General features: G+C 67.7%; 13 protein-coding genes. 8 read left to right on the top strand and 5 right to left on the bottom strand.

What is annotated here, in order from left to right; translation table 11 throughout:
• Window positions 1-19: 19 nt before the first annotated feature.
• The 5 genes from BDD16_RS05725 to BDD16_RS05705 all read left to right on the top strand — a co-directional run bounded on the left by BDD16_RS05725 (window position 20) and on the right by BDD16_RS05705 (window position 6895).
• Window positions 20-622 (top strand): RBBP9/YdeN family alpha/beta hydrolase, encoded by a 603-nt coding sequence (locus tag BDD16_RS05725; RefSeq protein WP_246332476.1) that lies wholly within the window; start codon window positions 20-22, stop codon window positions 620-622.
• Between the two features lie 30 nt (window positions 623-652).
• The gene (locus BDD16_RS05720; RefSeq protein ID WP_179633057.1) at window positions 653-1567 is read left to right on the top strand and encodes a ParB/RepB/Spo0J family partition protein; all 915 of its coding nucleotides are present in this window, start codon (window positions 653-655) and stop codon (window positions 1565-1567) included.
• A 476-nt stretch (window positions 1568-2043) separates the two neighbouring features.
• Window positions 2044-3966: a PrkA family serine protein kinase gene (locus BDD16_RS05715; protein ID WP_179633056.1), complete on the top strand. Its 1923-nt coding sequence runs from the start codon at window positions 2044-2046 to the stop codon at window positions 3964-3966.
• 59 nt (window positions 3967-4025) lie between these two features.
• Entirely contained in the window at window positions 4026-5324 is a 1299-nt protein-coding gene (locus BDD16_RS05710; protein ID WP_179633055.1) for a YeaH/YhbH family protein, read from the top strand.
• Between the two features lie 5 nt (window positions 5325-5329).
• Window positions 5330-6895, top strand: coding sequence for a SpoVR family protein (locus tag BDD16_RS05705; RefSeq protein ID WP_310732848.1), 1566 nt, complete (start codon window positions 5330-5332; stop codon window positions 6893-6895).
• A 67-nt stretch (window positions 6896-6962) separates the two neighbouring features.
• On the opposite strand, the gene BDD16_RS05700 is transcribed toward BDD16_RS05705, so the two are convergent.
• Both BDD16_RS05700 and BDD16_RS05695 read right to left on the bottom strand, forming a co-directional pair.
• Window positions 6963-7892, bottom strand: coding sequence for a hypothetical protein (locus BDD16_RS05700; RefSeq protein ID WP_179633053.1), 930 nt, complete (start codon window positions 7890-7892; stop codon window positions 6963-6965).
• 96 nt (window positions 7893-7988) lie between these two features.
• Window positions 7989-9410 (bottom strand): FAD-binding oxidoreductase, encoded by a 1422-nt coding sequence (locus BDD16_RS05695; RefSeq protein WP_179633052.1) that lies wholly within the window; start codon window positions 9408-9410, stop codon window positions 7989-7991.
• Window positions 9411-9447: 37 nt separating this feature from the next.
• Here BDD16_RS05695 and BDD16_RS05690 point away from each other — a divergent pair, with 37 nt between their 5' ends.
• The 3 genes from BDD16_RS05690 (at window position 9448) to BDD16_RS05680 (ending at window position 11136) form a co-directional block, all read left to right on the top strand.
• On the top strand, window positions 9448-10125 hold the full coding sequence (locus BDD16_RS05690; RefSeq protein WP_179633051.1) for a Crp/Fnr family transcriptional regulator: 678 nt from the start codon (window positions 9448-9450) through the stop codon (window positions 10123-10125).
• 109 nt (window positions 10126-10234) lie between these two features.
• A complete protein-coding gene (locus tag BDD16_RS05685; protein ID WP_179633050.1) occupies window positions 10235-10429 on the top strand; it encodes a YgaP family membrane protein in 195 nt (64 codons plus the stop codon).
• Window positions 10430-10554: 125 nt separating this feature from the next.
• On the top strand, window positions 10555-11136 hold the full coding sequence (locus BDD16_RS05680; protein WP_179633049.1) for a hypothetical protein: 582 nt from the start codon (window positions 10555-10557) through the stop codon (window positions 11134-11136).
• Between the two features lie 19 nt (window positions 11137-11155).
• Here the strand turns inward: BDD16_RS05680 and BDD16_RS05675 are convergent, their stop codons facing one another.
• The 3 genes from BDD16_RS05675 to BDD16_RS05665 are packed head-to-tail and all read right to left on the bottom strand — an operon-like array spanning window position 11156 to window position 13627.
• Window positions 11156-11866, bottom strand: a complete 711-nt coding sequence (locus BDD16_RS05675; RefSeq protein WP_179633048.1) for a GntR family transcriptional regulator — start codon at window positions 11864-11866, stop codon at window positions 11156-11158.
• Window positions 11863-12738: an ABC transporter permease gene (locus BDD16_RS05670; protein ID WP_179633047.1), complete on the bottom strand. Its 876-nt coding sequence runs from the start codon at window positions 12736-12738 to the stop codon at window positions 11863-11865. The genes BDD16_RS05675 and BDD16_RS05670 overlap by 4 nt, the downstream gene beginning before the upstream one ends.
• A gap of 1 nt (window position 12739) precedes the next feature.
• Entirely contained in the window at window positions 12740-13627 is an 888-nt protein-coding gene (locus tag BDD16_RS05665) for an ABC transporter permease (protein ID WP_179633046.1), read from the bottom strand.
• Window positions 13628-13631: the final 4 nt, after the last annotated feature.

Here is a 13631-nt window from a genome sequence, read left to right as displayed (position 1 = left end):
GAACGCGAAAGAATACGGCATGGACATGACGATGAACACCTCGATCGACACGGCTGCGGCCTGGCAGGCCTGCCGCGTGCTGCTGCTGCCCGGCTGGCTCGGCTCCGGCGAAGGCCACTGGCAGACCCGCTGGGCGGCGCTGCACGGCTTCACGCAGGTCGAGCAGGACGACTGGACCTGGCCGCGCCGTGGCGACTGGATGGCGCGGCTCGACGATGTGCTGCTGTCCGGGCCGGACCGGCGTCCGGCCGTGCTCGTCGCGCACAGTCTCGGCTGCCAGCTCGTCGCCGCGTGGGCCGAACACAGCCGCCACACGGGCCTCGTGCAGGGTGCGCTGCTGGTGGCACCGCCCGACACCGAGCGCGCCGACATGCCGCCGCAGCTGCACAACTGGCGGCCGATCCGCCGCGGCCGCCTGCCGTTTGCGGCGACGGCGGTGGTGTCGTCGGACGATCCCTACTGCGCGCCGGACCGGGCCGCCACCCTGTGCGCCGACTGGGGTGCACGGGTGGTGGACGCGGGTCCGCGCGGGCACCTCAATGCCGAGTCCGGTCTCGGGGACTGGCCGGCCGGCCTGGCGCTGGTGGCGGTACTGGTGAATGCCCCCGGCGTTCAGCCCTGAAACCACGCCAATATCGCGGACAATCGCCGGATGGTCACCAAGAAGCCCAAAGGTCTCGGTCGCGGTCTGGAAGCCCTGCTCGGGCCGCAGGTCAGCGACGCCACGCCACAGTCCGGCGGCAAGGAGCGCCATCCCGGTGCCGTCCAGCTCGACCAGCTCCTGCCCGGCAAGTACCAGCCGCGCACCCGCATGGACGAAGGCTCGCTGTTCGAGCTGGCCGAGAGCATCAAGACCCAGGGCGTGATGCAGCCGGTGCTGGTGCGCCCCGTGGCCTCGCGCGACGGGCTGCCGATGTACGAGATCATCGCCGGCGAGCGCCGCACCCGGGCCGCGCGGCTGGCGGGTTTGGGCGAAGTGCCGGTGCTGGTGCGCGACGTGCCGGACCAGGCCGCCGCCGTGATGGCGCTGATCGAGAACATCCAGCGTGAAGACCTCAACCCGCTCGAAGAGGCCCACGGCGTGCAACGCCTGATCCGCGACTTCGGGCTGACCCACGACAGCGCTGCGCAGGCTATCGGCCGCTCGCGCAGCGCCACGTCGAACCTGCTGCGCCTGCTGCAGCTGGCCGAGCCGGTGCAGCAGATGCTCACCGCGGGCGACATCGACATGGGCCACGCCCGTGCATTGCTGTCGCTGGACAAGGCGCACCAGATCACCTGCGCCAACGAGATCGTCGGCCGCAAGCTCTCGGTGCGTGAAGCCGAGAAGCTCGTCACCCGCCAGCACGATCTGGCCCAGCCTGGCGCGGCCGACCGTGCCCGCCCGGCCAAGTCGCGCGACGTGCAGCGTCTCGAAGCGCTGCTGTCGGATCTGCTGACCGCCCAGGTCGAGATCCGCGTGAAAAAGCGCACCCGCCGCGGCGAGCAGGGCGAGGTCGCCATCGCCTTCGGCTCGCTCGACGAGTTGAGCGGCCTGCTCGACCGCCTCGGCGCGACCGAGCGCTGAGCACGTCCGGCCGCGTCCCGCCACCCGCTTCCGGGTGGCTTTTGCTGTGCTGAGCATCCGCGGTCGCGGTGTTGTCCTGCTTCGTCCCTTCCGTCACGATCGGGTCAGGTTTCGCGCATGATGGGATATCGCAGGCACATCCCTTGCTGGTGTCAACGCAAGGCGCAGGCCTGACGTAGTGGAATGGTGCAGATCCGGTGGAGCAGTGAACGATGTCGCACCACGCCGCTGCAAATTGAAAATGGCCCATCCAACCGGGTTTCTTCACGGGACCGATGGGCTCAAGTTGAACGAAGCTGACACCGCCGAGTCACACAAACGCGGATCTACCGCGCTTGCAGACCAACGGAAAGTTCTGATGGCGCCTCGCACGCCACCTGCCCCGGCAGTACCGCGGCGGGACTCCATCAGATCTTCCCTGGTGGCGCGACACTGATCCTGTCGCCCATCGCCTGACTTCATACAGGAGGCCTGCAATGGACGTGATCAGCAATTTCGCCGCCCGCTACGAGCGCACCCGCGAGGAAGAAATCTCGCTGGAAGACTACCTCGCAGAGTGCAAGCGCAACCCCTTGGCGTATGCCTCGGCCGCTGAGCGGATGCTCAAGGCCATCGGCGAGCCCAAGTCGATCGACACCCGCAACGACCCCCGTCTGTCGCGGCTGTTCGCCAACAAGATCATCAAGATCTACCCCGCCTTCGCCGAGTTCTACGGCATGGAGGACGCGATCGAGCAGGTCGTTTCCTACTTCCGCCACGCCGCGCAGGGGCTGGAAGAGAAGAAGCAGATCCTGTACTTGCTCGGCCCCGTCGGCGGCGGCAAGAGCTCGATCGCCGAGCGCCTGAAGCAGCTGATGCAGGAGGTGCCCTTCTACGCGATCAAGGGCTCGCCGGTGAACGAGTCGCCGCTGGGCCTGTTCGACCCGGCCGAGGACGGCGCCGTGCTGGAGAAGGAATACGGCATCCCGGCCCGTTACCTGAACCGCGTGATGAGCCCGTGGGCGGTCAAGCGGCTCGAAGAGTACGGGGGCGACATCCGCCGCTTCAAGGTGGTCAAGCGCTTCCCGTCGATCCTGAAGCAGGTCGGCATCGCCAAGACCGAGCCGGGCGACGAGAACAACCAGGACATCAGCGCGCTGGTCGGCAAGGTCGACATCCGCAAGCTGGAGACCTTCGCCCAGGACGATCCGGACGCCTACAGCTACTCCGGCGGCCTGTGCCTGGCGAACCAGGGGATGCTGGAGTTCGTGGAAATGTTCAAGGCGCCGATCAAGGTGCTGCACCCGCTGCTGACCGCCACGCAGGAAGCCAACTTCAAGGGCACCGAAGGCTTTGGTGCGATTCCCTTTGACGGCATCGTGCTGGCCCACTCGAACGAGAGCGAGTGGAAGACCTTCCGCAACAACAAGAACAACGAGGCCTTCCTCGACCGGATCTACATCGTCAAGGTGCCGTACTGCCTGCGGGTGTCGGAAGAGGTGAAGATCTACGAGAAGCTGCTGCGCGGCTCCTCGCTGGCCGGGGCGACCTGCGCGCCGGGTACGCTGAAGATGATGAGCCAGTTCGCCATGCTCACCCGCCTGAAGGAGCCGGAGAACTCCAGCCTCTACAGCAAGATGATGATCTACGACGGCGAGAACCTGAAGGACACCGACCCGCGCGCCAAGAGTTATCAGGAGTACCGCGACTACGCCGGCGTGGACGAGGGCATGAGCGGCATCTCGACGCGCTTCGCCTACAAGATCCTGTCCAAGGTCTTCAACTTCGACAACACCGAGCTGGCGGCCAACCCGGTCCACCTGATGTATGTGCTGGAGAAGCAGATCGAGCGCGAGCAGTTCCCCGCCGAGACCGAATCGAAGTACATCGGCTTCATCAAGGAGCTGCTGGCCCCGCGCTACGCCGAGTTCATTGGCAAGGAGATCCAGACCGCCTACCTGGAGAGCTACTCCGAGTACGGCCAGAACATCTTCGACCGCTACGTGACCTACGCCGACTACTGGATCCAGGACCAGGAGTACCGCGACACCGACACGGGCGAGGTGTTCGACCGTGGCTCGCTGAACGGTGAACTGGAGAAGATCGAGAAGCCGGCCGGCATCGCCAACCCGAAGGATTTCCGCAACGAGATCGTCAACTTCGTGCTGCGGGCGCGTGCCAACAACGGTGGCAAGAACCCGGTCTGGACCAGCTACGAGAAGCTGCGCGCGGTGATCGAGAAGAAGATGTTCTCGAACACCGAGGAGCTGCTGCCGGTCATCAGCTTCAACGCCAAGGCGAGCAACGACGAGGCCAAGAAGCACGAGGACTTCGTCAACCGCATGGTGCTCAAGGGCTACACGCCCAAGCAGGTCCGCCTGCTGTGCGAGTGGTACCTGCGCGTGCGCAAGTCGAGCTGAGGCCCCGGCCGCCCCGGCTCCGGGAGGCCCCGGGGCAGCCAACCATTGCAAGGTGAACCATGTTCCAGCAGATCATCGACCGCAGGCTCTCCGGCAAGAACAAGTCGATCGGCAACCGCGAGCGCTTCCTGCGGCGTTACAAGGACCAGATCAAGGGCGCCGTGCGCCGCGCCATCGACGGGCGCGGCATCCGCGACCTGGAGCGTGGCGAGGACATCCGCATCCCGAAGAAGGACATCAGCGAGCCGGTCTTCCACCACGGGCAGGGCGGCCAGCGTGACATGGTCCACCCCGGCAACCAGGACTACGTGGCCGGCGACCGCATCAAGCGGCCCAAGGGCGGTGGTGCCGGCGGTGGTTCCGGCCAGGGCCAGGCGAGCGACTCCGGCGAAGGCGAGGACGACTTCGTCTTCTCGCTGAGCAAGGAGGAGTTCATGCAGGTCTTCTTCGAGGACCTCGCGCTGCCCCACCTGATCCGCACCCAGCTCGCCGAGACGCCCGAGTGGAAGAGCCACCGCGCGGGCTTCACCAACGACGGCACGCCCAGCAACCTGCACATCGTGCGCTCGATGCGCGGCGCGCTCGGCCGGCGCATCGCGCTGGGCAATGACAGCCGGCGCGAACTGCGCCGCCTCGAACAACAGCTGGCGGAGCTGCAGGCACAGCCGCAGCCGCGTCCGACCGACCTGCTCGCCGAGCAGGAACTGCTGGACCTGCAGACCCGCATCGCCGAGCTGCGGGCGCGCATCGGCCACATCCCCTTCCTCGACCCGATCGACCTGCGCTTCCGCAGCCGCGTGAAGGTGCCGGTGCCGACGTCCAAGGCGGTGATGTTCTGCGTGATGGACGTGTCGGGCTCGATGGACGAATCGCGCAAGGAGCTGTCCAAGCGCTTCTTCATCCTGCTCTACCTGTTCCTGACGCGGCACTACGAGAAGATCGACATCGTCTTCATCCGCCACCACACGCAGGCGCAGGAGGTGGACGAGCAGGGCTTCTTCCACTCGACCGAGACTGGCGGCACGGTGGTGTCCAGCGCGCTGGTGCTGATGGAGGAGATCATCCGCGCCCGCTACCCGTCGGACCAGTGGAACATCTACGGCGCGCAGGCCAGCGACGGCGACAACTGGCACCACGACTCGGGCCGCTGCCGCGAGATCCTGCAGAACAAGATCCTGCCGCTGTGCCGCTACTACGCCTATGTGCAGGTGGCGGAGCCGGAGCAGAACCTGTGGGACGAGTACACCCGCCTGGGTGAAGTGTCCGGACCGCATTTCGCGATGCGCAAGGTGACGAGCGCCGACCAGATCTACCCGGTGTTCCGCGACTTGTTCAAGAAGGAAGGAGCCACCGCATGAAACCCATGCCCGCTGTCGCCATGAAGGACCTGCACGGCGGCCCGCTGCCGGCGCCCGAACGGGCCGCCGAGCCGCTGCCCGGCCCGAGCGACTGGAACTTCGAGCTGGTCGAGCAGTACCACGACGTGATCCGTGGCACCGCGGCCCGCTTCGGCCTCGACACCTATCCCAACCAGCTGGAGATCATCACCGCCGAGCAGATGATGGACGCTTACGCCAGCGTCGGCATGCCGGTGAACTACCGCCACTGGAGCTACGGCAAGGAGTTCATCTCGACCGAGAAGAACTACAAGCGCGGCCACATGGGGCTGGCGTACGAGATCGTCATCAACTCCAACCCCTGCATCAGCTACCTGATGGAGGAGAACTCGATGGCCATGCAGGCGCTGGTCATCGCCCACGCCGCCTACGGCCACAACAGCTTCTTCAAGGGCAACTACCTGTTCCGCATGTGGACGGATGCAGCCTCGATCATCGACTACCTCGTCTACGCCAAGAACTACATCGCCGACTGCGAGGAACGCCACGGCATCGACACGGTGGAGGCCTTCCTCGACAGCTGCCACGCGCTGATGAACCACGGCGTCGACCGCTACCGCCGCCCGAGCAAGAAGACGCTCGCGCAGGAACTCAGCGAGCGCAAGGACCGCGAGGCCTACGCGCAGCAGCAGGTCAACGACCTCTGGCGCACGCTGCCGCGCCGCGCCGAGAAGGCCGAGGAAACCCACGGCAGCCGCCGCTTCCCCGAGGAGCCGCAGGAGAACCTGCTGTACTTCGTCGAGAAGAACGCGCCGCTGCTGGAGCCCTGGCAGCGCGAGGTGGTGCGCATCGTGCGCAAGGTGGCGCAGTACTTCTACCCGCAGCGCCAGTCGCAGGTGATGAACGAGGGCTGGGCCACCTTCTGGCACCACAAGCTGCTCAACACCATGTACGACGATGGCCACCTGACCGACGGCGTGATGATCGAGTGGCTCAAGTCGCACACCAACGTGGTCTACCAGCCGCGCGTGGGCGACCGCAGCTACAGCGGCATCAATCCCTACGCGCTCGGCTTCGCGATGTACACCGACATCAAGCGCATCTGCGAGGAGCCGACCGAGGAGGACCGCCAGTGGTTTCCCGAGCTGGCTGGCACGCCGTGGCTGCCGGCGTTCGACCAGGCGATGCGCAACTTCAAGGACGAGAGCTTCATCGGCCAGTACCTCAGCCCCAAGCTGATGCGCGACCTGCGCCTGTTCGCGCTGCACGACGACGACAAGAAGCCCGAGATCGAGGTCAGCGCCATCCACGACGACAGCGGCTACCGGCGGGTGCGCGATGCGCTGTCGAGGCAGTACGACCTGGGTTCGCGCGAGCCGAACATCCAGGTCTGGAACGTCAACCTGCGCGGCGACCGCTCGCTGACGCTGCGCCACTTCCAGCACCAGGACCGCCCGTTGGCCGACAGCGCCATCGAGGTGCTCAAGCACGTCGCGCGGCTGTGGGGCTTCGCGGTCCATCTGGAGAGCGTCAACGCCAAGGGCGACGTGACCAAGCGCTGGGGTGTGCCGGCGCCTGCTTCGTCCACCTGAACTCCATCCACCAATGCAAGAGGCCGACCCGGTGACGGGTCGGCCTCTTGCGTTCGGGCGCAGCCGGTCAGAGGAAGCGGGTCACCGCCAGCATCAGCCCGATCAGCGCCAGCCCGGACACGCCTGCGATGCCCAGCGTGAGCTTCTTCAGCCGGTCCTGCATCTGGGCCTGCTCGGCGGCGCGCTCCTGGGTCAGCGTGGTGACGCGGTTCTGCAGCGTGTCCTGGGCCATGCGGTGCTGGGAGAGCAGGTCGCTCAGGTCCTCGACCCGGTTGTGTTCCTGGTCGAGCTGGCGCTGCAGCAGGGCCAAGTCATCGGCCAGCAGCTTCTCGGAGTGGTCGCGGGCATCGGTGTCGGCGTGCACGGCATTGCGCAGCGTCTCCACCTTGACGTTCTGCGCGTCGGCAATGGTCTGCACCCACTCGCAGGCGGTGTCGACGCGGGCCGTGGCCTCCGTCAGTGCCTTCTTGATCTGGGCCTGCAGTTCCTCTCGGGTCTTGCGGCCGTCCTGGGTGGCTTCGGTCACGCGCTGGGTGGTGGCGACCAGGCCGTTGCGCACCTCCAGCAACTGGTTCATCACCTGCTGCATCTCGCCGCTGTGCACGCCCTGGGCCTGCTGGTGTTCGGCGAGCACGGTGTGTGCCTGCTTGACCTTCTGCTGCAGCGTCCGGGTGGCCGTCTGCTGCGAGGACAGGGCTTCTTGCTGGCGCTGGATCTGTTGCGATTGCACCACCGACAGCACGATCAGCTGTCCGAGCGTCTTGGACAGCGCCGACACCTCCAGATCCGAGGTGTCCGGCCGGTGGTCGCCCGCGGCGATCGCCTGCCACAGCGGCTGCAGCGAATCGTGCATCCCGACCGGCCCGTGGATGCGCTGGAAATCATCCAGACGCCGGAAGTGGCGCCGGAAGTCGTTGACGATGCCATCGAAATCCGCGTTCTGCAGGACATCCTGCGGCACGTTGATTTGCGCGATCTGACTGATGATTTCGGACATGGAAGAATTCTAGGAAGGCTGTCCGTGGATCTTGAGTCGATATCACGGGCAGTTCCGATGCCATATCCGCCTTTGCAGATTTCGTTTTTGCGGGTTTCAGTTCGCGAACACTTTTCCTGGATTCAGGATGTTCTTCGGATCCAGCGCCCGCTTGATCTCCCGCATCAGCCCGACCGCTGCCGGCCCGGCCTCGTCGAGCAGGAAGCCCATCTTGTGCAGCCCGACGCCGTGCTCGCCGCTGCAGGTGCCTTCCATGCGCAGCGTGCGTTCCACCAGCCGGTGGTTGAGCGCCTCGGCCAGTTCACGTTCAGCGGGCTGCGCGGGATCGATCAGGTAGCCGAAGTGGAAGTTGCCGTCGCCGACGTGGCCGACGAGGAAGTAGGGCAGGCCGGAGGCATCCACATCCGCCACCGACTCGGCGATCAGCTCCGCCAGCCGCGAGATCGGCACGCACGCGTCCGTGGACATCGCGCGGCAGCCCGGGCGGCTCTGGATCGCGGCGAAGTAGGCGTGGTGGCGGGCGGTCCACAGCCGGGTGCGCTCCTCCGGGGTCGAGGCCCATTCGAAGGACTCGCCGCCGTGGTCGGCCGCGATCTCCTGCACGGTCTGCGCCTGCTCGGCCACGCTGGCGGCCGTCCCGTGGAACTCCATCAGCAGCATCGGCTGCTCGCGCAGCGTGAGCTTGCTGTGGCGGTTGACCATGCCGACCGTGTTGCCGTCGATCAGCTCGCAGCGCGCGATCGGCACGCCCATCTGGATGACCGCGATCGTCGTCTGCACCGCCGCGTCGATGCTCGGGAAGTGGCAGATCGCCGCCGACACCGCCTCGGGCAGCGGGTAGAGCTTGAGCGTGATCTCGGTCATCACGCCGAGCGTGCCCTCGCTGCCGACGAAGAGCCGCGTCAGGTCGTAGCCGGCGCTGGACTTGCGCGCCCGCGTGCCGGTGCGCACCCACTCGCCCTGCGCGTTGACCACCCCAAGACCGAGCACGTTCTCGCGCATGGTGCCGTAGCGCACCGCGTTGGTGCCCGAGGCCCGCGTGGCCGCCATGCCGCCGAGCGAGGCGTCCGCGCCCGGGTCGATCGGGAAGAACAGGCCGGTGTGGCGGATCTCGTTGTTGAGCTGCATCCGGGTGACGCCGGCCTGCACGGTGACGGTGAGGTCTTCCGGGTTCAGCCGCAGGATGCGGTTCATGCGCGACAGGTCCAGGCTCAGCCCGCCCTGCACGGCCAGCAGGTGCCCCTCCAGCGAGGAGCCGACGCCGAACGGGATCACCGGCACCGCGTACTGGTCCGCCAGCTTCACCGCGGCCATCACGTCCTCGTTCGACTCGCAGTAGACGACCGCGTCCGGCGGCGGCGCGTCATAGGTGGACTCGTCGCGGCCGTGCTGTTCGCGCACCGCCTGCGCGGTCGAGCAGCGCGCGCCGAAGCGGGCCTGCAGCGCCTGCAGCATCTCGACCGGCATCGGGCGGGGGGTGATCACGGGGCGCCAGTCGGCGTGGAGCGGGGCGTTCATGGGCGATGTCTCCGGGCTTGTCTACACTGAGGCGATGATGATGCCTGCACCCGCGCTGGTTTCCCTCGTGTCCGGTCTCTATCCGGCGCTGGCCGACAGTCCGCCGCCCGGCTGGGAGCAGGATCTGGCCGCGCTCGGCAACGCGGTCGAGGTGCCTGCGGGCACGGTGCTGTTCGACGAGGGCGCACCGTGCCGCGGCTTCCCGCTGGTGCTGGCCGGCGAGGTGCGGGTCGCGCGGGGCACGCCGCACGGCCGGGCGATCGAGCTGTACCGCGTGCAGCCGGGCGAACTCTGCGTCGTCTCGGCCGCCTGCCTGTTCGGGCAGGCCGTGTTGTCCGCGCATGGCGTGGCGGTGCAGCCGAGCCGCCTGCTGCTGCTGCCCGCGCCGGTCTTCATGCGCTGGAGCGACCACGAACCCTTCCGCCGCCACGTCTTCGCGCTGTTCGCCGCGCGCATGGCCGACCTGATCGCGCTGACCGAGGCGGTGGCCTTCCAGCGTCTCGACCAGCGGCTGGCGGCGGCGCTGCTCGGCCGCGGCCCGGTGCTGCACCTCACCCACCAGCAGCTCGCCGACGAACTCGGCACCGTGCGCGAGATGGTGACCCGGCTGCTCAAGCGCTTCGAGCAGGCGGGCTGGGTGGCGCTGGGGCGGGAGCGGGTGCAGGTGCTGGATGCGGCTGCCCTGCGTCAGCTGGCCGCCGGTGGAGCCCAGTAGGGGAGGTCTGGTCTGTTGTGTGACTTGGGTCACAGATTGCAGGGGTCCGCAGGAACACACTCCGTTTCAACCGGCGACGGCGCCGGCGGTTTTGCTTCAGGAGAGTCGCATGAAAATCAATGTTGGCGGTGCAGACCGCATCCTGCGCATCGTGGTCGGGCTGGCCCTGATCCTGTTGGTGCTGACCGGTCAGATCGGAGCCTGGGGCTGGATCGGCGTGGTGCCGCTGGCCACCGGGCTGTTCCGGATGTGTCCGCTGTACACGGTGCTCGGCATGAACACGTGCCCGATGTCGCAGAAATAGAGGACGGCCGGACCCGGCGCGCGCGGGCGCTGCAGGCAGAATCCTGCGCCGGCAGCAGGGGCGATCCGGTGCGGTACCGAGGGCTCCCGCCGCCATGAACTGGTCGTCTGCCCATGCCTGCTTGTGTGTCTGCGTCTGCTTCCTGTCGTGTCCTGCGGCCGCTGCCTCTCCTGCTGTCGGCGGCCTGTCTGCTTGGCTGCAGCATCGCTTCAGCCCAGGCCACCTGGCGCATCGAGGGGGCGGTCGGGCTGCTGACGGACCGCGGGGCCGGCCGTTCGACGGGCTGGCGGGTGTCCGTCGGGGCTGAAATTCCGCTGGGGAACAGCGCCTGGGCGGTCGGACCGGTGCTCGGGTTCGCGGACTTCGGTGACACCGCCGACGGGCCGTTCGTGCAGCGCAACCACCGCCACACCCGCGGTCCTCTGGTCGCGCTGCAGGTCGCGCTGCCGGCGCTGGAGGGGTGGCGGGCGCGGGTACGCGTCGGCCTTGGTGCGTGGCAGACGGCGCTGCGCACGACGGTCAACGGCGCCGAGGCCTACCAGGCGAGCGAGCGCCATGTCGGGCCGCTGCTCGGCGCCGGACTGTCGTGGCAGTGGTCCCGGGTCTTTGCGCTGACGGCGTCCGTCGATGTGGGCCAGCACCGCTTCGACGGACTGCCCACGGTGCGGCCGGCGCTGTGGGCGCTGGGGCTGTCGGCCTCCTTCTGAGGGCGGTTCGGTTGGCGGTTCAGGTGGCGGGCTCGCGGTAGGCCTTGAACGCGTCGCGCACCGGGCGTACCGGGGGCAGCGGGTTCAGCGAGCGCTCGATCTCCTGCAGATGCCGCCGCATCTCGGTGGCCGCCGCCGCGCCCGGCCGCCCCAGCGCACTGATCAGCTCCACATGGCGGTGCAGCACGCAGGCCGGCGTGCCGTCGGGCTGGTAGAGCGCCATCAGCAGCGAGGTCGTCGGCAGCAGTCCTTCCAGCAGCCGCAGGAACACCGGGTTGCCGCACATCTGCGCCAGCGCCCGGTGGAACTCGCCCGACAGCCGGATCGCCGCCGAGCGGTCGCCGAGCGTGTCGGCGCGGGCTTCGGCGTCGACCAGCGCCTGCAGCTGGCCGAGCTGCGCCGCGGTCAGCTGCCCGGCCAGTCGCCGCGCGATCTCGCATTCCACCACCCGCCGTGCATCGAAGACGTGTGCCGCATCCGCCCGCGTCGGCGCCGGCACCTGCGCGCCGCGGTTGTGGTTCAGCGCGATCACCTGGTCCTGCGCCAGCCGGTGCAGCGCCTGCCGGATCACCGTGCGCGAGACGGCGAAGCGCGCCGCCAGTTCCTCCTCGCGCAGCCGCGTGCCGGGGGCCAGGCGGCGCTCCAGGATGTCGGTGTAGAGGCTGTCGTAGACCCGCTCGGTGGCGGTGCCTGGGGCGGTGTCAGGGTGTGCGGGATCGTCCGGTGTCATCGGCGGCGACTTTGCCAGAGTCCGACGGTGGCCAGGGTGAGTCCCATCACCAGGAACGACACCACCGTCGTCACCGTGCCCAGCGCGTAGATCACCGGGGTCGTCACCGTCGTCGTCAGGCCCTGCAGCTCCAGCGGCAGCGTGTTGAGGTCGCCCATCGCCTGCGAGCTGCGCGCGATCTCGTCCCAGCTCAGCGTGAAGCCGAACATGCCCACGCCCACCAGGCTCGGCCCGATCAGCGGCAGCACGACATGGCGGAAGCTCTGCCACGGGGTCGCGCCGAGGTCGCGCGCGGCTTCTTCAAAGGCCGGGTTGAAGCGGTTGAACACCGCGAACATGATCAGGAGGCCGAACGGCAGCGTCCAGGTGAGCTGCGCGCCCAGGCCCGAGGTGAACATGCCGAGCGTGCTCGTGAAGGTGTCGAGCGCTTCGGGCCACTGCGCCTCCAGCAGCGTCTTCACCCCGGTGTCGAGCAGCCGGAAGCTCAGCCCGATGCCCAGCGACACGATGATCGACGGCATGATCAGGCTGGCCACGACGACGTAGAACAGCGCCGTCCCACCCGGCAGCTTCTTGCGGTAGGCCAGCCCCGCCAGCAGCGACAGCCCGACCGTCAGCACCATCACCACCGTGCCCAGCACCAGCGAGCGCCGGAACGCCGCACCGATGTCGATCACGCCGATGCCTTCCCACAGCACGCGGAACCAGTGCAGCGACACGCCGCGCATCGGGAAGGTCAGCCCGCCCTCCGGCCCCTGGAAGCTGAGCACGAAGATGGCGAACATCGGCCCGTACAGGAACAGCACGAACGCGGCGAACACGGCGCCCAGCAGCCAGAAGCTCAGCGGGCGCTTCTTGCGGATGACCCTCATCTCACAGCTCCTTGCGCAGGTTCACCAGCCGCATCAGCGCGACGATCATCAGCAGCACCACCGCCAGCAGGATGACGGCGTTGGCCGCCGCGATCGGGAACTGCAGGTAGCTGGTCTGGACCTGGATGATCTTGCCGACCGAGGCGATCTGCTGGCCGCCCATGACGCCGACGGTCACGAAGTCGCCCATCACGAGGGCCACGACGAAGATCGAGCCGATGATCAGCCCGGTGCGGCTCAGCGGCAGCACGACGTGCCACACCGTCTGCCAGGGGCTGGCGCCGTTGTCGCGGGCGGCCTCCAGCAGGTTGCGGTCGATGCGCATCATCGAGTTGAAGATCGGCACGATCATGAACATCGTGTAGAGGTGGACAAACGCCAGCACCACCGAGAAGTCCGAGAACAGCAGCCACTCGATCGGCGTGTCGATCAGCCCCATGCCCTGCAGCGTCTGGTTCACCAGGCCATTGCGTCCCAGCAGCGGCACCCACGAGATCATCCGGATCACGTTGCTGGTCCAGAACGGCACCGTGCAGACGATGAACAGCACCGTCTGCGTCAGCGTGCCCTCGATGTGGAAGGCCAGGAAGTAGGCGATCGAGAAGCCCAGCAGCGCGGTGATGAGCCACGTCAGCACGCTGAACTTCAGGGTGGAGAGGTAGGTCTTGAACGTCACGCACAGGTCGCCGTCGGGCGTGACGGGGCAGCCGGTGAAGACGTCGAGGTAGTTCTGCCCGGTGAAGGCCGGGATCAGCTCGTACTCGCTGGCCTGCCAGAAGCTGACCATCAGCACCAGCCCGAGCGGGAGGACGAAGAACAGCGCGAACACCGCCGCGAGCGGCGAGGCTTGCAGCCAGGCGGTGAGGTGAGCGGTGCGCGCGCGGTTCATGGCT

It is taken from the genome of Sphaerotilus montanus, assembly GCF_013410775.1.
GTDB lineage: Bacteria > Pseudomonadota > Gammaproteobacteria > Burkholderiales > Burkholderiaceae_C > Sphaerotilus > Sphaerotilus montanus.
This window is presented reverse-complemented; position numbering and strand designations above follow the sequence as displayed.